We start from the raw sequence: 20,733 nt of genomic DNA on the forward strand, positions 1-20,733 counted from the left end.
CCGTCGTGCGTGGCCTCGCCGGCGCCGCCGCGTTGATGGCGGTGGTCACCGTGTTCGCCCGACTGGCCGGGTTCGGGCGGCAGTTGGTGTTCTCCGGGACGGTCGGCGACACCGTCCTGGGCACCGCGTACAGCACGGTCAACTCGGTGCCCAACATCGTCTTCGAGATCGTGGCGGGCGGGGCGCTGGCGAGCGTGGTCGTGCCGGTGCTGGCCGGGCCGGTGGCCAGGGGCGGGCGCCGGGACGCCGGGCGGATCGCGTCCGCGCTGCTGACCTGGGTCGTCCTGGTGCTGACCCCGATCGTGCTGCTCGGCGCGCTGCTCGCCCGCCCGATCGCCGAGCTGCTGTTGGCCGGGAAGGCGGACGGGCCCGGCGTCGCGGACGTCGCGTCCCGGATGTTGCTCGTGTTCCTGCCGCAGGTGCTGCTGTACGGGATCGCCGTGGTCGCCGGCGGCATCCTCCAGGCGCACCACCGCTTCCTGGCCGGCACGCTCGCGCCGCTGGTGTCCAGCCTGGTGGTGGCCGGCAGCTATCTGCTCTACGCGAACCGCTACGACGTCGACCCGGACAACCTCGCCGACCTGCCGCGCGGCGCCGAGCTGACGCTGTCGCTGGGCACCACCGCGGGTGTCCTGGCACTCGCGCTGGTCACCGTCGTACCGCTGCGCTCGACCGGCCTGCGGCTGCGTCCCACGCTGCGCTTCCCGGACGGCGTGGCCCGCCGGGTGCGCACCCTCGCGCTGGCCGGCGTCGCCACGCTGATCGCCCAGCAGGCCGCGACGATCGCGGTGATCCTGCTCGCCAACGGGCGCGGTACGGACGGATCCCTGGTCGTCTACCAGACCACCTGGATGGTCTACCTGCTCCCGTACGCGGTCCTCGCGGTGCCGATCGCCACCGCAGCCTTCCCGCGCCTGAGCGCGCACGCGCACGACGGCGACCGGGACGCGTTCGCGGACGCCGTCGCCGCGACCACCCGCACCGTGCTCCTGGTCGGTGCGCTCGGCACCGCGCTGCTGCTGGCCGCCGCCGCGCCGCTGGGCCGATTCTTCGCGCTGTTCATGGCCGGCTCCACCGAGCCGGACCAGATGGCGTGGGCGCTGGCCGCGTTCGCGCCCGGTCTGCTCGGGTACGCGCTGATCGCGCACCTGGGCCGCGCGCTGAACGCCTCCGGCCACGGTCGCGCCGCCGCGGGTTGTGTGGTGGCCGGCTGGTGCGTGGTCGTGCTCGCCGACGTCGCGCTCGCCTTCGCGCTGCCCGCGCGCTGGACGGTGGCCGCGCTCGGTCTGGGCAACTCGATCGGGATGGGCGTGGCCGGCGTGTTGCTGGCCTACGCCGTGGCCCGCACGGCCGGCCCCCGGGCGTTGGCGGGCGCGTCGACGGCCCGGACCGCGGCCGGCGCCGCGGTGGCCGCGGTCGTCGCCGGCGCGGCCGGATTCGGCGTGTCGCGCCTCTTCGGGACGGGCGGCATCGTCTTCACGTTGATCATCGCGGCGGTTGCCGCCATCGTGGGCACCCTGGTGTTCGCGGGAGTCGTTTCCGTGACCGTCGGCGAGGCTGTCAAAGCCGCGTTGCGCGGGCGGCGGACGGCCGAATCGGAAGGGGAGCAGCGACGTGGACACGACGACTGAGTCGCGAGAGCGCACCGAGCCGGCCCGGCTGCGGGCCGTCCTGGTCCTGGCCACGTCCACCGGCGGCGTCGGCGCGCACGTGCGCTCGCTGGCCGCCGGCCTGGTCGGGCGCGGGGTCGCGGTGACCGTGTGCGGCCCGGGCGCGACCGACGAGCACTTCGACTTCACGGGCGTCGGCGCGCGATTTCGCCCGGTCGAGATCGGGTCCGGGCCCCGGCCCACCGATCGGGCGGCGTTGCGCGAACTGCGCGCGGCCTGCGCCCCGGCGCATGTGGTGCACGCGCACGGGCTGCGCGCGGGGCTGGCGGCGGGCAACGCGCTCGGCCGACATCGGGTGCGACGCAGGCCGCTTGTGCTGACCCTGCACAACGCGGTCCTGGCCGGCGGCGCGAAGGGCGCGCTGACCCGGGTGCTGGAGGGGCGGGCGGTCCGGGCGGCCGACGTCGTCCTGGGCGCCTCGACCGACCTGGTCGACCGGGCCAGGCAACTCGGCGCGCGGGACGCCCGGCTCGGACCGGTGTCGGCACCGCCGCTGCCGCCGGCCGAGCGGGATCGGGCGGCGGTCCGGGCCGAATTCGCGGCCGGCGACCGGCCGCTGCTGGTCGCGGTGGGCAGGTTGGCCCCGCAGAAGGACTACCCGGTGCTTCTGGACGCCGCGCGGCGGTGGCTGGATGACGAGCCGACCCCGCTGCTCGTGGTCGCCGGAGACGGGCCGCTGCGGGAATCGCTCCAGGACCGGATCGACGCCGAGTCGCTGCCGGTCCGCCTGCTCGGCCATCGCGCCGACGTGGCCGACCTGCTCGGCGCGGCCGACCTCGCGGTCCTGCCCAGCCGCTGGGAGGCTCGCGCGCTGGTGGCCCAGGAGGCCCTGCGCACCGGCGTCGCACTGGTCGCCACGCGGGTCGGCGGCATCCCCGAACTCGTCGGCGACGCGGCGGTGTTGGTGCCGGCCGGGGAGTCGGACGAGCTCGCCGCCGCGGTCCGCGACCTGCTCGCCGACCCGACCCGGCGCGCCGAACTCGTCGAGGCGGGCCGAGCCCAGGCCGCGACCTGGCCCGACGAACGCGAGACCATCGCCCAGGTGCTGAGCATCTACGAGGAACTGGGCCCGGTGTAGCCCGCGACCACCTCGATGGCTTCCTCGGCGCCGCCGGCCACGTCCGGGACCACGCGTAGCCCTCGCGCGGCCACGGCCGGTCGTGCTCCTCCGGGCGGTCCGGGATCCACCGGTCCGGCGCCGGCATGCGGGTGGCCGGCATCCAACCGGAGGCCGGCCCGACCGGCGGCGCGAACCACGGACCGTCCCGCGGCTGCTCGCGCCACGGGCCGAGCGCGCGTCGCCGCCGGCCCCGGGGCAGGAACGGCAACGACGAGCCGGGCGACGAGCCGGTCGGCTCGTCGCCCGGCTCCGCGATCGGGGAACGTTCGCGGGTCATGGTGTCCGGGAGCGCCATTCGGAACGGATGCGCACACCTGCACGGAGTGCCCACCGGACCCGCCCGGGCCGCTCGCTTGCGCCTTCGCGACCCGCCTTCGCGACCCGCCTTCGCGCCTCGCCTCTCCCCGCGCCCGCGTCGACCCCGCGCGGTCAGCCCTGCTCGGTCGTCTCGGCGCGCATCGTCGCGGTCAGCCGCAGTGCCGTGTCGATCAGCGGCACGTGGCTGAACGCCTGGGGGAAGTTGCCCACCTGGCGCTGGAGCCGGGGGTCCCACTCCTCGGCGAGCAGCCCCAGGTCGTTGCGCAGCGCGAGCAGGCGCTCGAACAGCTCGCGCGCCTCCTCCACCCGGCCGATCATCGCCAGGTCGTCGGCCAGCCAGAACGAGCAGGCCAGGAACGCCCCTTCGTCGCCGGGCAGACCGTCCAGACCCACGCTGGTGCCGTTGGTCGGGTAGCGGCGCACGAAGCCGTCCTCGGTCAGCTCGCGCTGGATCGCCTCGATCGTGCCGATCACCCGCTTGTCCTCCGGCGGCAGGAAGCCCACCTGCGGGATCAGCAGCAGCGACGCGTCCAGCTCGGTCGAGCCGTAGTACTGGGTGAAGGTGTTGCGGTCCACGTCGTACCCGTACGCGCACACCTCGCGGTGGATCTCCTCGCGCACACCCCGCAGGTGCTCGAGCATCTTCTCGGTGTCCGAGGCCATCGGCTCGTCCACGAGCATCCGGATCGTGCGGTCCACCGCGACCCAGGCCATCACCTTGGAGTGCACGAAGTGCCGGCGCGGCCCGCGCACCTCCCAGATGCCCTCGTCCGGGTCGCGCCAGTGCTGCTCCATGTAGTCCATCAGCTTGAGCTGGAGCGCGTGCGCGTGGTCGTTGCCCTCCATGCCGGAGACCCGGCCCAGGTGCAGCGCGTCGACCACCTCGCCGTAGACGTCGAGCTGGAACTGCTCGGCGGCGGCGTTGCCGATCCGGACCGGGTGCGAGCCCTCGTAGCCCGGCAGCCAGGTCGCCTCGTACTCGGTCAGCCGGCGCTCGCCGCCCACGCCGTACATGATCTGCAGGTTCTCCGGGTCGCCCGCGACCGCCCGCAGCAACCACTCGCGCCACGCCTTGGCCTCGTCCACGAAGCCGGTCTTCAGCAGCGCGCCCAGCGTCATCGCCGCGTCCCGCAGCCACGTGTAGCGGTAGTCCCAGTTGCGCACCCCGCCCACGTCCTCGGGCAGCGACGTGGTCGGCGCCGCGACGATCCCGCCGGTCGGCGCGTACGTGAGCGCCTTGAGCGTGATCAACGAGCGCACCACCGGCTCGCGCCACGGTCCCCGGTAGGTGCAGCGGGTCATCCAGTCGGTCCAGAACGCCTCGGTGTCCGCCAGCGCGGCGAGCGCGTCGGTGGGCAGCGGGCCCTCGACGTGCGAGGGATGCCACGTGAGGGTGAAGGTGACCCGGTCGCCCTCGCCGAGGGTGACGTCCGAATAGGTGGTCAGACCCCGCCCGTAGGTCTCGGTGTCACTGGCGAACCACACCGCGTCGGGGCCGGCCACCGCGACGGTGCGCCCGTCCGCCTCGCGCCGCACCCAGGGCACGACCTTGCCGTAGTGGAACCGCATGCGCAGCTCCGAGCGGACCGGCACCCGGCCGGACACGCCCTCCACGATCCGCACCACCACCGGCGCGCCGACCAGCGCGTCCGCCGGAGGCATGAAATCGATCACCCGAACGGTCCCCCGCGGGGTCTCCCATTCCGATTCGAGGATCAGCGAGTCGCCGCGATACCGCCGGCGTGTCGCGGGCCCGCCGGAGAGCGGGGCGACCCGCCACGAACCGTGTTCCTCGGTGCCGAGCAGGCCGGCGAACACGGCGGGCGAGTCGAAGCGGGGGAGGCAGAGCCAATCCATGGAACCGTCGCGGCCCACGAGAGCGGCGGTCTGCATGTCCCCGATGAGGGCGTAGTCCTCGATGCGGCTGGTCACGGGCAACGCTTTCCGTTCCTGGTCGTCCTGATGATGCCGGTCGTCCTGGTTGTGCGTATTGCGAGTCGGTCGGCGCGTGCCGCGTTCCGGCTCGTACTGCGCGCGGCGGGGGTCCGGCGGAATGTGGTGCGGAGAACCGCGTTGTGCTGCGTTCGGTGATGTGGAGAACCGTGTTGTGCTGCGCTTGTGCTTACCGCGTCGCCGACCGGCATGTTCTGATCAGCGGTTGATCGATTCATTCCAGAGTGCACCACGCGCGCGTGATCGACCGCCGAAACGGTGGTCGGATCGACCGGTACTCCCGAAATGTCGTCCCGTCGGGATCCGGGGGACCTCACCCGTCGCGCGCGTGAGGTTCCGCTGCGCGCGGGCGACGGCGAGCCGAGAACGCTCGCGCGCCGTCTGCGTAGCATAGTGCGCCGTCGGCGCTGAAACGTGCCTGCGAGCGCCGACCCGATCGTTGACTCTGTGTCGAATCCGACTCGGCCGATCCGTCGGCATGTGCCCGGATTCTCCCGTGCGTTGTCACTCTGGGCAATCGCCGTATGGTGTCGCAGTTGTTCCGCACCGGGTGCGGGACCTCGACGCCCGACGCTGTTAGGCTGGTATCCCGTGGACTTGGTGGGACTGTTCCGGGCCCGCATCGGCCCGACAGCGTCCCCTTCGAAATCCCCTCGATCGCAACCACGGGAGCCCCTCCTTGGCAGTGCCTCAGACGCCCAGTCGCACCCGGCAGGCGAAGCACCTTTTCGTCACCGGAGGCGTCGCCTCCTCGCTCGGCAAGGGGCTCACCGCGTCGAGCCTCGGAGCGCTCCTCAAGGCGCGCGGCCTGCGGGTCACGATGCAAAAGCTCGACCCCTACCTGAACGTCGACCCCGGGACGATGAACCCGTTCCAGCACGGCGAGGTGTTCGTCACCAACGACGGCGCCGAGACCGACCTGGACGTCGGCCACTACGAGCGCTTCCTCGACGTCGACCTGCACGGCTCGGCCAACGTGACGACCGGTCAGGTCTACTCGACGGTCATCGCCAAGGAGCGCCGCGGCGAGTACCTCGGTGACACCGTGCAGGTCATCCCGCACATCACCAACGAGATCAAGTCGCGGATCCGGGCCATGGCCGCGGACGACGTGGACATCGTGATCACCGAGGTCGGCGGCACCGTCGGCGACATCGAGTCGCTGCCCTTCCTCGAGTCGATCCGCCAGGTCCGGCACGAGGTCGGCCGGGACAACGTGTTCTTCCTGCACGTGTCGCTGCTGCCCTACATCGGCCCGTCGGGCGAGCTGAAGACCAAGCCGACCCAGCACTCGGTCGCCGCGCTGCGCAGCATCGGCATCCAGCCGGACGCGATCGTGCTGCGCGCGGACCGGGCCGTACCGCAGGACATCAAGCGCAAGATCTCGCTGATGTGCGACGTGGACGAGGAGGCCGTGGTCGCGGCCATCGACGCCCCCTCGATCTACGACATCCCCAAGGTCCTGCACTCCGAGGGCCTGGACGCGTACGTGGTGCGCCGGCTCGGGCTCAACTTCCGGGACGTGGACTGGACCCAGTGGGACGACCTGCTGCGCCGGGTGCACCAGCCCGAGCGCGAGGTCACCGTCGCGCTGGTGGGCAAGTACATCGACCTGCCCGACGCCTACCTCTCGGTCACCGAGGCGATCCGCGCGGGCGGCTTCGCGAACAACGTGCGCACCAAGATCAAGTGGGTGACGTCGGACAACACCGCGACGCCCGAGGGCGCCGCGCGCGAACTCGGCGACTGCGACGCGGTGCTGGTCCCCGGCGGGTTCGGCGACCGCGGCGTCGAGGGCAAGGTGCAGGCGATCGCGTACGCGCGCGAGCACCGGATCCCGACCCTGGGCATCTGTCTGGGCCTGCAGTGCATGGTGATCGAGGCCGCGCGCAACCTGGCCGGCCTGGACGGCGCGAACTCGCTCGAGTTCGACCCCGAGGCCGCGCACCCGGTGGTGGCGACCATGGCCGACCAGCTCGACATCGTCGCGGGCCAGGGCGACCTGGGCGGCACGATGCGCCTGGGCCTGTACACCGCGGACCTGGCCGAGGGCTCGATCGCCCGCGAGGTCTACGGCGCGCCCCAGTCCGAGGAGCGCCACCGGCACCGCTACGAGGTCAACAACGCCTACCGCGCCAGGTTGGAGGAGACCGGCCTGATCTTCTCCGGCCTCTCGCCCGACGGCCGGCTGGTGGAGTACGTGGAACTGCCGCGCGAGCAGCACCCGTACTTCATCGCCACCCAGGCCCACCCCGAGCTCAAGTCCCGCCCGACCCGCCCGCACCCGCTCTTCGCGGGCCTGGTCGCGGCGGCGGTACGGCGGATCAAGGGCGAGGACCGGGTCGCGGAGACCACCTCCTGAACACCCGGCGGTGCCGCGGCCGGGAACCGGCGCGCACCGCCGGTCGCGGCGGCGCCCGACCGGCGATCCGGCCCGATCGACGACTCCGAGAAGCCACCCGCCCCGATACCCGGGGCGGGTGGCTTCTTTGCCGATGGCCTCCGGTGCCGGCCCGCCGGTGGGCGGGCGCGACCGACCGCGGACCGGGAGCGCTCGGCGTGGTCGGGGGCGGCACTAGGCTGGCCGATCGGGACGGCGGTATCCGGCCGGCGGCAGCTTGAAGGGGAGCGCATCGTGAACGACCCGGGCACTCGGGCGAGGATCGTCGATACCGCCGAGGCGTGGCCCGTCGCGGAGAGCGAGACACCGTTCAAGGGGCGGGTCTGGTCGATGCGCAGCGATGTGGTCGAGATGCCGGACGGGAGCAGCGCGCGGCGCGACTACCTGGACCACCCCGGCGCGGTGGGCGTGGTGGCGCTCGACGAGCGCGGGCGGCTGCTGGTGCTGCGCCAGTACCGGCACCCGGTGCGGCACAAGTTGTGGGAGATTCCGGCGGGCCTGCTGGACGTGCCGGGGGAGAACCCGCTGCACGCGGCCGAGCGCGAGCTGTTCGAGGAGGCCCACCACGAGGCCGCCACGTGGAACGTGCTGGTGGACGTCTTCACCACACCCGGCTCCTCGGGCGAGGCGATCCGGGTCTTCCTCGCGCGCGGGTTGTCCGAGTCGCGGGCCGAGCGGTTCGCGGCCGAGCACGAGGAGGTCGGGATGGAACTCTCCTGGCTTCCGCTGGACGAGGCGATCGCCGGGATCCTGGCGGGCGAACTGCACAACCCGATACTGGTTTCCGGAGCGCTGGCGCTCTCGGCCGCGTTGGCCGGCGACGGGCTCGACGCGCTTCGGGCGGCTGACGCGCCCTGGCCCGCTCGGCCCTTTTGACGGGCCGCGGTCGCCGCCGGGCGGGCTCGGGATTTCGCGTCCACCGGCACACCCGTCGCGTCGGGGTCGAAAGGCTGCGGAATTAGCGCCGCGGGGTTGGCGAGTCGGGCCCTGTGGACCGGTGCGTGGTCGTAATCTGCGGGCTGGGTGTGGGTGAGACAGGGGGCGTCTGCGGTGGCTGTGACCGGGGAGTCCGGGGTCGGGTGCGCGACGGCCGAGGCGCTGGTTCCCGGAATGCGCGAGCCGGTCCGGACGTTGCCCGCGATCGTGGATCAACTGCCGCCCGGCGGGCCCGACTTCGTCGGCCGCACCGACGAACTCGACACCCTCTACGGCTGGGTCACCGGTCCCGGCGCGGCGATCCCGGCCCAGTTGGCGCCGGTCGACCCCGAGCACCCGGGCACCACCCGCACGGTCTGGCTGCCCCGGGACCGGGTGGTCGCGATCACCGGACCGGTCGGCGTGGGCCGGACCGAGTTCGCGGTACGACTGGCCCACCGGCTCGCGCCGCACTTCCCGGACGGTCGGCTCTACGCCCGCCTCACCGGGCCGCGCGGCGAGCTGATCCCGCCCGGCGACGTGCTCGAATCACTGCTGTACGCGCTCGGCACGGTGAGCATCCCGTCCGCGCACGAGGAGCGGATCCGGCTCTTTCGCGAGCACCTGGACGGCAAGCGCTTCCTGATCCTGCTCGAGGACGTGACCGGGACGGCGCAACTGCGCCCGCTGCTCCCGGAGAGTCCCACCGCGCTCGTGGTGCTCACCTCGGTGTCCCCGCTCACCGGGCTCGGCCGGGCCGCCGCGGTGCGCACGTGCGCGCTGGACATGCTGGACACCCGCGCCTCGGCCGAACTGCTCGGCAACCTGGCCGGGCACACCCGGGTCGCGTGCGATCCGCGCGCCGCGGACGAGTTGGCCGCGCTGTGCGACTTCCACCCGGCCGCGCTGCGGATGGCGGGTGCCTGGTTGCGGGCCCGGCCGCGGTACGCGATGGCCGACGTCGGGCGCCGGTTGCGGGCCGAGCGGTTGCGACTGCACGAGCAGGCCGGCGACGACCTCGCGGTGCGCGCGTGCTTCTCGCTGATCCACCGCGAACTGGTGCCCTCCGCCGCGCGGCTGTTGCGGCTGCTCGCGCTGGTGCCCGGGCGCGAGTTCGGCGCGGACGCCGCCGCCGCGCTCGCCGACTGCGGCCCCGACGCGGCGACCCGCTCGCTGATCGAGCTGCGCGAGCTGCATCTGCTGGAGCAGGGCTCGGTGCCGGGGCGGTTCCGCTTCCACGACCTGGTGCGCGGTTATGTACAGGAGCGCCTGGACGCGGAGGAGCGGCCCGGCGAGCGGCGCAACGCGCGGGTGCGCCTGCTCGACCGGTACGTGCGGCTGGCCCGCTCGGCCGAGCGCGTCATCGTCGGCGTGGACGGCCCCGACCCGGGCGCCGACGTGCGCTTCGGGTCCGCCGACGAGGCGCGTGCCTGGCTGCGCGACGAGCGCCCGGAGCTGCTCGCCGCCGCCCGGGTCGCCGCGGCGGCCGGCCTGGACGCGGCCACCCGCCGACTGGTCTCGGTGCTCACCCGCCTGCTCGACCGGCGCGCGCACTGGAGCGACGTGCGCGAACTGCACGAACTCGCGCTGACCACCGCGCGCCGGGCCGGCTCCGGTCGGCAGGAGGCGGTCGCGCTGCTCAACCTGGGCAACCTGCACGTCGCGCGCCAGGAACTGGAGGAGGCGCTGTCCTGCTACCGGGCGGCCTTGGAGGTGTCCCGCGGGCTGGGCGACCCGGCCGGTGAGGGCCGCGCGATGGTCAACCTCGGCAACGCCTACGCCGACCTGGGCGACCTGCAACGCGCCGCCGACTGGTACGACCGCTCGTTGTTGCTGCGCCGCACCATCGGCGACGCGGCCGGCCAGGCCCGGGTGTTGTCCCACCTGGGCCGGCTGCACGCGCGGATGGGCCGGTTCGAACAGTCCGTACGCGACCACCGGGCGGCCCTCGGGGTGCGGCGCCGGATCGGCGACCCCGCCGACATCGGCCGGGTGCTCACCGACATCGCGGCGGTGCTCGGCGAGGCGGGCCGGGTGCCGGAGGCACTCGCGGTCTACCGGGACGCGATGGAGGCGTTCCGGGCGGCGGGCGACGAGCGCCTGGAGGCCCTCGCCCTGTTGCAGAGCGCCGAGCTGGCGCTCGATGCCGGCGACGTCCGGGACGCCCGATCGCGCCGCCGGCAGGCATTGGCCCTGCTCGTGGACGCGGGCGCGCCCGAGGCCGACGAGGTTCGTCGCCATCTGGGTGACGAATAGCCGCCTCGCGGGTACCCGCTCTGATCCATCATCCCGGGCGCAACCTACGAAATAGACAAGCGGTCGACCCCTCACTGCCACTTTGTAAGGTTGGCGGGGCGTTCCAACCGCACTAAGCTAGGGACACCACGAGGTAAGGCGTGCATTCGCATGCCCGGGCTCGCTGGTGCCCAACCCTCTGTCGACAGGACTTGATAGCCGTGAAGGTCGGTATCCCCCGCGAGGTCAAGAACCACGAGTACCGCGTGGCGATCACGCCCGCCGGCGTGCACGAGCTCGTGCGCAACGGTCACGAGGTCTACATCGAGCACGATGCGGGCGTCGGCTCGTCCATCCCGAACGAGGAGTACGTGGCCGCGGGGGCGACCATCCTCGCGACCGCGGACGACGTCTGGGCGACCGGTGACCTCATTCTGAAGGTCAAGGAGCCGATCGCGTCGGAGTTCGGTCGGCTGCGCAAGGACCAGACGCTGTTCACCTACCTGCACCTCGCCGCGGGTAAGGAGTGCACCGAGGCCCTGCTCAACGCCGGCACCACGTCCATCGCGTACGAGACGGTGCAGTTGCCCAACGGCGGACTGCCGCTGCTCGCACCGATGTCCGAGGTGGCCGGTCGGCTCGCGCCGCAGGTCGGCTCGTACCACCTGATGGCCCAGGGCGGCGGTCGCGGCACCCTGATGGGTGGCGTCTCCGGTGTCTACGCCGCGAAGGTCGTCGTGATCGGCGCCGGTGTCTCGGGCATGAACGCGGCGGCGATCGCGCTCGGCATGCAGGCCGAGGTGCTCTTGCTGGACCGCAACATCCAGGCGCTGCGCGACGCGGACCGGATCTACCAGGGTCACCTGCAGACCGTCGCGTCGAACTCGTACGAGATCGAGAAGGCCGTGCTGGACGCGGACCTGGTCATCGGTGCGGTGCTGATCCCGGGCGCGAAGGCGCCGAAGCTGATCACCAACGATCTGGTGTCGCGGATGAAGCCGGGCTCGGTGCTCGTGGACATCGCGATCGACCAGGGTGGTTGCTTCGAGGACTCGCACGCCACGACGCACGACGACCCGGTGTACAAGGTGCACAACTCGATCTTCTACTGCGTCGCGAACATGCCGGGTGCGGTGCCGCACACGTCGACCTACGCGCTGACGAACGCGACGCTGCCGTACATCGTGCAGCTCGCGAACCGCGGGTGGCGGGATGCGGCGAAGGCGGATCGGGCGCTGGCGCTCGGTCTGTCGACGCACGAGGGTCGGCTTACGAACGCTGCGGTCGGCGAGGCGCTTGGACTGCCGGCTGTGTCGTTGGAGGACGTGCTGGGCTGACGCCCGGCTGTTTGGCCTCAAGCGCCGGCCGGGCCGGGATTGGCCTCAGGCGCCGGCCGGGCTGAGGTTGGCCTGGGCTACTTGTCCTCGAGCGCCGGACGGGCTGGAGTTTGCTCGGTCGGTGTTCGAAGGCGGTGGTCTTGCTTGTCTTCGGGCGCCGGGCGGGCTGGATCGGCTCGGTCGGTGTTTGAGGGTGGTTGGTGTTTTTTGTAGGGCATCGCGTGCCGTGCACCCCCAAAGACGTGGGTGCGCGGCATGTGGTGTTTCGGGGGTCAGAATGGGGGCGTGGATGTGCTGGCCGGGGCCTATCTGGCTCATGTGACGGGTGAGTGCGGGGTGGCGCGGAACACGCTGCTCGCCTATCGGCGGGATTTGCGGCGTTACCTCTCCTATCTGGACGGGCGCGGAGTGGGCGCGCTCGCGGAGGTGCGGGTCGCGGACGTGACCGCGTTCGTGGCGGCGTTGCGGGCCGCGGGATCGGCCGAGGCGTCGGTGGTCCGGGCCGTGGTCGTGGTGCGGGGGCTGCACCGGTTCGCGCTGCGCGAGGGGTTGGTCGCGGTCGACGTGGCGCAGGACGTGCGTCCGGGCGCGCCGCCGCCGCGGCGCGCCGGCGCGCTGTCGGTCGAGCGGGTCGAGGCGCTGCTCGCCGCCGCCTCGACGGGGGCCGCGCCGTACGGTCACCGCGACCGCGCCCTGCTCGAACTCCTGTACGGCACCGGTGCGCGCGTCTCGGAGGCGGTCGGGGCGGATCTGCACGATCTGGACCTGGCCGCGCGGACCATCACCCTGGTCGGTCCCGGCGGTCGACGTCGTGTGGTGCCGCTCGGCGCGCCGGCCCTGGAGGCGCTCGACACGTACCTGGTGCGCGCGCGTCCCGAACTCGCCGCCGCCGGGCGCGGCGCCACCGCCGTCTTTCTCAACGCGCGAGGCGGCGGATTGTCACGGCAGAGCGGCTGGGCCGTGCTCCGGGCCGCCGCCGCGCGGGCGGCGTTGACCGACCCCATCTCCCCGCACACGCTGCGGCGTTCGTTCGCCACACATTTGCTCGACGGTGGGGCCGATGTCCGGGTCGTCCAGGAACTCCTGGGTCATTCCTCGGTGTCCACGACCCGGGTCTACGGGCGCGAAACCCCCGACGGACGTCGTCATGTGTACGCAGGATCCCACCCTCGGGCGCTTGACTAGATCGCCTCACATGTTGCATGCGTCGGGCGGTTCGCCTTGCTGCGACCGTCCGCAACGCCATAGAGTCGCGATCCGTCGGCAAGGATTCAGGCTGACGAAGCAAGAAATGACCTGGTCGGCAAGGAGGTAAGACGACTTGTGAACGAGTCGACATTTGCTCCCGGGGGTGCCCAGCCAGGGGCGGCGCCGGGCCGTGCAGCGCCGACTACCTCTTCCTACGGGCCCGCCGACGGCCTGCAGGACCAGCAGGGGACGCGCACGGACAGTGCCGCCCAGGCGGGCCAGACCGCCCCGGCCGGCCAGGCCGGGCAAGACGGGCTCGATGGTCCGGACGCGCACGAGTACGCCTACGACATGTACTACTACGACGACGAGTTGCGCTACGCCGAGGAACTGCGTGGCGGACCGTTCGACCCCGACGCGGACTACGAACCGGATCCGGAGTACGCCGCGACACTCGCCCCCGACGCCGCCACGCAGCGGCGCGAGCGGGTCGGCCCCACCGGCCGCGCCCTTCCGTACTTTCCGATCCCGGCGCCCGTGAGCGAACACGGTCCGGCGAAGATCATCGCGATGTGCAACCAGAAGGGCGGCGTCGGCAAGACCACGTCGACCATCAACCTGGGTGCCGCGCTGGCCGAGTACGGTCGTCGGGTCCTGCTCGTGGACTTCGATCCCCAGGGCGCACTGTCGGTGGGCCTGGGCGTCAACCCCATGGAGCTCGAACTCACGGTCTACAACCTGCTGATGGAAAGTCACCTCAGCGCGGACGACGTCCTGCTGAAGACGATCATCCCGGGCATGGACCTGCTGCCCAGCAACATCGACTTGTCGGCGGCGGAGGTCCAACTGGTCACCGAGGTGGCCCGTGAGACCACGCTCTCGCGCGCGATCCGGCCGCTGGTCAACGATTACGACTACATCATCATCGACTGCCAGCCCTCGCTCGGGCTGCTCACGGTCAACGCCCTCACCGCGGCGAACAGCGTCATCGTGCCGCTGGAATGCGAGTTCTTCGCACTGCGCGGGGTGGCGCTGCTGACCGAGACGATCGAGAAGGTGCACGAGCGGCTCAACCCCGACCTCGTGCTCGACGGCATCCTGGCGACGATGTACGACGTGCGCACCGTGCACGGCCGCGAGGTATTGGCCCGGGTCACCGAGGCGTTCGGCGACCAGGTCTTCCACACGGTGATCGGACGGACCGTCAGGTTCCCCGAGACCACCGTCGCGGGCGAACCGATCACCACCTACGCCTCCAACTCGGTGGGCGCGGCCGCCTATCGCCAACTGGCCAGGGAGGTGCTCGCCCGGTGTCGCGCCGAGTGAGTCTCCCGGGTGCCGACGAGCTGTTCCGGACCACCGGCGGTGCCATGCTGCGGCAACAGCAGCAGCAGCAGAGCGCCGGCGGGGAGTCGGGAGAGCCGCGTGGCACCGTACCCGCGCAGGTTCCGCCGGTCGGGGCCAGTCCCGACAGCGCCGAGCGACACGAGTCGTCCGGCGCGGACGGCGGCTCCGGCGAGGTCGAACAGCACGCCGTGCAGCACCCCGTGCCCGGCCGCCGCGAGGCGCCCACACCGTCGGGGGCGTCCTCGATGTCCGCCGCCGCGGGTGTCGACCCCAACGCGCGCCCGGCACACCGACGCACCCGTGCGCAGCGCCGACCGAGCGGGCGCGAGCGACACGACGAGAAGATCACGGTCTACGTGTCCGCCGAGGAACTGATGGACCTCGAGCACGCGCGGCTGAGCCTGCGCGGCGACTACGGCCTGGCCGTGGACCGCGGTCGGATAGTGCGTGAGGCCGTCGCGGTGGTCCTGGCCGACCTGGAGGCGCGCGGCGAGGCGAGCATTCTCGTCCGTCGACTGCGTGGCTCTTAAGCGACATTCGAGCGAACCCCGCTTCGCGAAGTCTCGACGGACCCGCCGGTCCCCTGAGTGGCCCAATTCGGACCACCGCCCGGCGGGTCCGTGCCGTTTCCCGCAGTCGCGGCCCGCACCATTGAGCGCACCATGTCCAACAGCAACGGTCCCGCCCCCACCCGACGCACGCTCGGGCGCGGCCCGGACCGGCCCGCCGTACCGACCGAACAGGCCGAACAGGCCGAACAGGCCGAGCGGGCCGAGCCCGCCGCCGAGGCACCGCGCGCCGCACAGGCCGGGCCCGGCGCGCCCGTCGGGGCGGGGGCCGTGTCGCGGCCCGAACCGCCGGCCGTCCCCGATCCCGCCGCACCGCCGGCCGCGGCGGACGACGACACCGGATTCCGGGTCAACCTGGCCAACTTCGAGGGTCCGTTCGACCTGCTCCTGGGCCTGATCGCCAAGCACAAGCTGGACGTCACCGAGGTCGCGCTGTCCCGGGTCACCGACGAGTTCATCGCGCACATCCGGGCTCAGGGCCCGGACTGGGACCTGGGCCAGGCCACCGAGTTCCTGCTGATCGCGGCGACCCTGCTGGACCTGAAGGCGGCGCGGCTGCTGCCGGTCGCCGAGGTCGAGGACGAGGAGGACCTGGCCCTGCTGGAGGCCAGGGACATACTGTTCGCGCGGCTGCTCCAGTACCGGGCGTACAAGCAGATCGCGGGCATCCTGGAGCACCGCTGGGCCGAGGAGTCGCGCCGTCATCCGCGCGATGTGCCGCTGGAGCCGCGCTATCAGGGGTTGCTGCCCGAGGTGGTGATCACCACCTCGCTCGAGCGGTTCGCCCGGCTGGCGGCGAAGGCGATGACGCCCAAGGCGCCCAGGATCGTGTCGATCGAACACATCCACGTCCAGCGGGTGAGCGTGCGCGAGCAGGCGGCGATAGTGGTCGAGCGGCTGCGCCGGACCGGCAGCGCGACGTTCGCCGAACTGGCCGAGGACGCGCCGGACACGCTGCACGTGGTCGCCCGGTTCCTGGTCCTGCTCGAACTTTTCCGCGAACTGGCGGTCGGGTTCGACCAGGTCGAGGCGCTGGGCGAGCTGACCGTGCGGTGGACGGCGGGCACGGACGAGGCGTTGGTGGTCGGAGCCGGGTTCGACGAGTTCGACACGGTGGTGCGCGAGGGCGAGGAGGAGGACGCGTGAGCGGCGACCAGGGGTATTGGACCGAGCCCGAGGACGAGGCCCCGGAGGCCGCCGTACCCGCCCCTCGGGCCGCGCGCGGCAAGACCCCGCCGCCCGCCCTCCCGGTGTCGGACAGCCCGCTTCCGGCGGCCCTGGAGGCCATCCTGATGGTGGTCCAGGAGCCGGTCTCCGAACACCTGCTCGCCGAGGTGCTCGATCGCCCCGTCGTCGAGGTGCTCGCCACGCTGCGCACGTTGTCCCTGGAGTACACCGCCCAGGGCCGCGGCTTCGACCTGCGCGAGGTGGCCGGCGGCTGGCGGTTCTACAGCCGCCCCGAGCACGCCGCCGCCGTCGAGCGCTTCGTCCTGGACGGGCAGCAGTCCAGGCTGACCCAGGCCGCCCTGGAGACACTCGCCGTGGTGGCCTACCGCCAGCCGGTCAGCCGCGGCCGGATCTCCTCGGTGCGCGGCGTCAACTGCGACGGCGTGATGCGCACGCTGCTCGCGCGCGGCCTGGTGGAGGAGTACGGCGTCGAATACGAGACCCAGGCCACGCTGTACCGCACCACCGAGTTCTTCCTGGAGCGGATGGGCCTGCGCTCGCTCGACGAGTTGCCGGAATTGGCCCCTTTCCTGCCCGAGATCGAGGCCCTGGAGGCGGAGGGTGAGGGGGCCCTGGACGGCTTCCCGGTACGCGCGGCGTCCCCGCTTGCGCGGAGCGGGGATACTGGGAGGGATACCGGGGCGGTGCACACCGACCCCGACGACGGCGAGACGACAACGGAAGTTTGATGGCACCCACCAACAGGCAAGGCTCCGGCGGCAACGACCGAGGCAACGAACGCTCGGTGAACAAGCGCGGGGGCACCGGGCGCGGCAGCAACACTCCGCAGCCCCGCCGGGTCGCCGACGACAATCGTCGAGGCGGCGCGGGTGGGCAGCCGAAGTCCGGCGCGGCGGGTGGCAAGGACCGCCGCCCCTCGGCGAGCACCGGCCGCCCGGACCGCCGTCCCACCACGATGCGCTCCAGTGAGCGCAACGAGCGCGAGAAGCAGGAGGGCGTCCGCCTCCAGAAGGTGATGGCGGACGCGGGCATCGGCAGCCGCCGGCACTGCGAGAACCTGATCGAGGCCGGCCGGGTCCAGGTCAACGACGAGCGGGTCACCGAGCAGGGCAAGCGGGTGGACCCGGACACGGTGGAGATCAAGGTCGACGGGATGCGCATCCCGACCCGCCCGGCGGAGACCTACATCGCGTTCAACAAGCCGACCGGCGTGGTGTCCACCATGTTCGACCCGGACGGCCGGTTCACCATCGCCGACTACATCACCGAGTTCGAGCAGCGCCTGTTCCACGTCGGCCGGCTGGACACCGAGACCGAGGGACTGATCCTGCTCACCAACCACGGTGAGCTGTCCAACCGCCTGACCCACCCCCGGTACGAGGTGCGCAAGACCTACCTCGCCTCGATCCAGGGCCCGATCCCGCGCGACCTGGGCAAGAAGCTCAAGGCCGGGGTCGAACTGGAGGACGGCGTCGCGCGCGCCGACAGCTTCCGGATCGTGGACAGCGTCGGGAACAACTTCCTGGTCGAGGTGGTGCTGCACGAGGGCCGCAAGCACATCGTCCGGCGCATGCTGGCCGAATTGGGCTTCCCGGTCGAGCGCCTGGTGCGCACGCAGTTCGGCCCGATCCAGTTGGGCGACCAGAAGCCGGGCCGTACCCGCCGGCTGTCCAACGACGAGATCGGCCTGCTCTTCCGCCAGGTCGACCTGTAGCCGAGGGCCCGCCGCAGCTCGGTGTCGGCGGCCAACTGCCTTGACGGCCGCGGTGGTTCCACTTTCGAGTGGAACCACCGCGGCCGTTGTTCGTATCTGCCCGATTCGGTTCCGCCGGCCTGCTCGATGGTGCATCGTGGAAGCCCGCACGGGGGTGTACGGGTGTTGGCCGAATAACGGTTCGGAACCGAGCGTGTCCCAGTGATCGCGATCGGTGCCCGTTACCCCGCGCGTTGCTGCTAGAACGTTGCCGAACACCCGAGGTGTGCCTCGCGCCCGCGGGGCCGACAGCAGGGGGGACGCCACATTGGTGCTGCCTGTCCGCCGGGGAGCGCCGCGGCCGGCGCCCTCCACACGGCGTCCACGACGGTTGGCCGGAGCGGCTCTGCTCGGCGCGCTCGCCCTGGCCCTGATACCCGGCGCGGCCGCCCGGGCGGCCGACCCCGCGGTGGGTGACCCCAGCCTCAAGGTCGCGCCCATCTCGTACGTGGTCCTGGTCGACGAGTCCGGCAGCCTCAAGGGCCCCGACCTGGACCGGGAGAAGGACGCCGCCGCGCTCGCCGCGATCGGCGAACTCTCGCCCGAATCGCGGGTGGGAGTGGTCGGCTTCGGCAGCGGCAACGGCGTCAAGCCGCCGGTGGACGTGGTCTGTCCGATGATCGCGGTGTCCGATCCGGCGGCGGCCACGTGCGCGGACAAACTGCACGCGCGCACCGATCAGGAGGGCAACAACACCGACATCCCGGCCGCGATCAGGCAGGGCGTGAGCATGCTGCGCTCGGCCCCCGCCGGCCAACCCAAGGTCCTGTTCGTGCTGACCGACGGCGCGATGGCGGTCGCGCCCGGCGAGAGCTACGGCACCGACGCCGCGCGGATCCCGGGCGAACTCGACAAGGCGCTGACCGCCGCGCTGGCCGACGCGAAGACCGCGGGCATCCAGATCTGGCCACTGGGCTTCGGCAGCGGGATCGACGCCGCCCAACTGAACCGGATCGCGGACGGCGGCGCACCCTCGATCTGTTCGAATCGCCCCGAGGACAAGCCCAAGGCGGTCACGGTCAAGGACTCCGGCGAGGTCGTGCAGACCCTGCGCAAGGCGTTCGGGACCGCGCGCTGCGCCGGGGTCACCCAGACCGACTCGACCGAGGTCGACGGCGAGGCCGACCTGAACGTGACGATCCCGGCGATCGCCACCGACGTGGTCATCCAGGTGCAGAAGGCCAACGAGCGCATCGACACCACGTTCTTCGACCCGGACGGCAAGCAGGTCGACAACGCGCCCGGCACCGAACACCGCGGGCAGGGCTCGCGGACCGAGACGCTGCGGGTCACCGACCCCGTCGCGGGCAAGTGGCGGATCCACCTCAAGGCGCCGGCCGGGTTCTCCGGGCCGGTCAGCGCGGCCGCGCTGTGGCAGGGCGTGGTCAAGTCCTACGTGCAGCTCAACCCGCCCCAGCCGACCGCGGGCGAACCGGTGAAGTTCAGCGTCTTCCTGCAGACCCGGGAGAAGAACCTGACCGATCCGGCCGCGCTCAAGGGCGTCACGGTGTCCGGGCACATCGAGGGTCCCGGGCTCAAGGCCGACATCCCGCTCCGGGCCGGTGACAAGGGCGAGTTCTTCAGCGACTACCGGATTCCGGCCGGGACCACGGGTCAGGTCAGCTTCACCGGAACCATCACCGCGCCGGGCGTGTCCGGCACCCGCGAGGTCAAGGCGGTCACCCTCGGCGGCGGGCCGGCCTCGGCCCTGGCCGAGATCCGCTGGGGCGACACCACGATCGAACCCGGTGGCAGCGTCGCGGGCACGGTGTCCTGGAAGGTGAACGACACCAGGTCGCACACGCTGCGCGTGGTCGCCGACTTCCCGGCCGACACCGGAGTGCGGATCACCGGGGCCGAGCAGAAGGTGACGGCCGGCTCCGACGAGTTCGACTTCAAGCTCGCCTTCGGCAAGAACATCGCCAAGGGCGACCACACCGGACGGGTCCGGGTGCTGGACACCACCGACGGCGACAAGGTGCTCTTCGAGACCACCCGCACCGTCACCGTCGAACCGCCGCCCGGCTTCTGGGATCGATACCTGTGGATGGTGATCGGGGCCGTCGTGCTGATCGCACTGCTGCTCGGCCTGCTCGGCTACCTCGCCAAGCGGCGTGGACGCGCGCGCCGGATCGGACCGATCGCGCTGCGCCTGTACCGCGACGGGCAGCCGATCGGCGTCGAGACCCGGCCGCTGGACGAGCGGGCCGAGGCGATGTGGTTCCGGCTGGACACCACCGGCTTCCCGCCCCAACTGATCCCGCTGTATCAGCACGAACCCGGAACCTCGTGGATCGTGCGGCGGACCGCGGCGACGGGCACCCTGGACGTGGAGACCCCGTTGGGCGCGCATCTGCACCTGGACATGGGCCGGTCCACCGAGATCGAACCCGGGCTGGCGCTGGGCTGCACGGACGACCGCGTCCAGGGCGGGCCGCCGACCGGGGGCTCCGCCTCCGGTGACCCCTACAACCCCTACGGCTCCGCCGCGCCCACGGCCGCGCCCCCGCGCCCCTACGGCGAGGGCGCCTACGGATCCGACCAGCCGTACAACCCGTACGGCCCGTACGGTTCGGGACCCGCCTCGGATCCCGGGCCCGGCGCGGGCCCCGACGACACCACGTTCGGCTACGGACCACCGCGCTAGTGCCCGGGCCGGGAAGGCGCACCGCTTCCCGGCCGCGGCACCGGTCCCCGACGCGGGATCCGAGTCACCCGAGCTCGCACGTCACGCACTTT

General features: G+C 72.3%; 14 protein-coding genes. 13 read left to right on the forward strand and 1 reads right to left on the reverse strand.

The genetic code is table 11. The annotated features are described in order from the left end of the window. The first annotated feature begins 5 nt into the window (after window positions 1-5). Entirely contained in the window at window positions 6-1,631 is a 1,626-nt protein-coding gene (gene murJ / locus ACWCPW_RS43460) for a murein biosynthesis integral membrane protein MurJ (protein WP_449767145.1), read from the forward strand. After that, complete coding sequence (locus tag ACWCPW_RS43465) at window positions 1,615-2,748, forward strand: glycosyltransferase family 4 protein (protein WP_449767146.1); 1,134 nt, start codon at window positions 1,615-1,617, stop codon at window positions 2,746-2,748. The genes murJ and ACWCPW_RS43465 overlap by 17 nt, the downstream gene beginning before the upstream one ends. Before the next feature lie 471 nt (window positions 2,749-3,219). Here the strand turns inward: ACWCPW_RS43465 and ACWCPW_RS43470 are convergent, their stop codons facing one another. Next, window positions 3,220-5,040 (reverse strand): glycoside hydrolase family 15 protein, encoded by a 1,821-nt coding sequence (locus ACWCPW_RS43470; protein ID WP_449767147.1) that lies wholly within the window; start codon window positions 5,038-5,040, stop codon window positions 3,220-3,222. A 706-nt stretch (window positions 5,041-5,746) separates the two neighbouring features. Between ACWCPW_RS43470 and ACWCPW_RS43475 the strand changes: the two genes are divergently transcribed. The 11 genes from ACWCPW_RS43475 (at window position 5,747) to ACWCPW_RS43525 (ending at window position 20,641) form a co-directional block, all read left to right on the forward strand. Next, a complete protein-coding gene (locus ACWCPW_RS43475; protein WP_449767170.1) occupies window positions 5,747-7,423 on the forward strand; it encodes a CTP synthase in 1,677 nt (558 codons plus the stop codon). A gap of 273 nt (window positions 7,424-7,696) precedes the next feature. Beyond that, window positions 7,697-8,338 (forward strand): NUDIX domain-containing protein, encoded by a 642-nt coding sequence (locus ACWCPW_RS43480; protein ID WP_449767148.1) that lies wholly within the window; start codon window positions 7,697-7,699, stop codon window positions 8,336-8,338. A gap of 174 nt (window positions 8,339-8,512) precedes the next feature. After that, window positions 8,513-10,633 (forward strand): tetratricopeptide repeat protein, encoded by a 2,121-nt coding sequence (locus ACWCPW_RS43485; protein WP_449767149.1) that lies wholly within the window; start codon window positions 8,513-8,515, stop codon window positions 10,631-10,633. 200 nt (window positions 10,634-10,833) lie between these two features. After that, a complete protein-coding gene (gene ald, locus ACWCPW_RS43490; protein ID WP_449767150.1) occupies window positions 10,834-11,949 on the forward strand; it encodes an alanine dehydrogenase in 1,116 nt (371 codons plus the stop codon). A 285-nt stretch (window positions 11,950-12,234) separates the two neighbouring features. Next, a complete protein-coding gene (locus ACWCPW_RS43495) occupies window positions 12,235-13,134 on the forward strand; it encodes a tyrosine recombinase (protein WP_449767151.1) in 900 nt (299 codons plus the stop codon). 354 nt (window positions 13,135-13,488) lie between these two features. Beyond that, entirely contained in the window at window positions 13,489-14,463 is a 975-nt protein-coding gene (locus tag ACWCPW_RS43500) for a ParA family protein (protein WP_020555592.1), read from the forward strand. Further along, window positions 14,448-15,014, forward strand: a complete 567-nt coding sequence (locus tag ACWCPW_RS43505) for a hypothetical protein (protein ID WP_406295402.1) — start codon at window positions 14,448-14,450, stop codon at window positions 15,012-15,014. The genes ACWCPW_RS43500 and ACWCPW_RS43505 overlap by 16 nt, the downstream gene beginning before the upstream one ends. A gap of 132 nt (window positions 15,015-15,146) precedes the next feature. Continuing rightward, window positions 15,147-16,199, forward strand: a complete 1,053-nt coding sequence (locus ACWCPW_RS43510; protein ID WP_449767152.1) for a segregation and condensation protein A — start codon at window positions 15,147-15,149, stop codon at window positions 16,197-16,199. Further along, window positions 16,196-16,969: an SMC-Scp complex subunit ScpB gene (gene scpB / locus ACWCPW_RS43515; protein WP_449767153.1), complete on the forward strand. Its 774-nt coding sequence runs from the start codon at window positions 16,196-16,198 to the stop codon at window positions 16,967-16,969. Before ACWCPW_RS43510 ends, scpB begins: the two co-directional genes overlap by 4 nt. Next, window positions 16,969-17,955, forward strand: coding sequence for a pseudouridine synthase (locus ACWCPW_RS43520; protein WP_395873795.1), 987 nt, complete (start codon window positions 16,969-16,971; stop codon window positions 17,953-17,955). The genes scpB and ACWCPW_RS43520 overlap by 1 nt, the downstream gene beginning before the upstream one ends. A 370-nt stretch (window positions 17,956-18,325) precedes the next feature. Continuing rightward, window positions 18,326-20,641: a vWA domain-containing protein gene (locus ACWCPW_RS43525; RefSeq protein ID WP_449767154.1), complete on the forward strand. Its 2,316-nt coding sequence runs from the start codon at window positions 18,326-18,328 to the stop codon at window positions 20,639-20,641. The last annotated feature ends 92 nt before the right edge of the window (window positions 20,642-20,733 follow it).

The organism is Embleya sp. NPDC001921 (assembly GCF_053594475.1).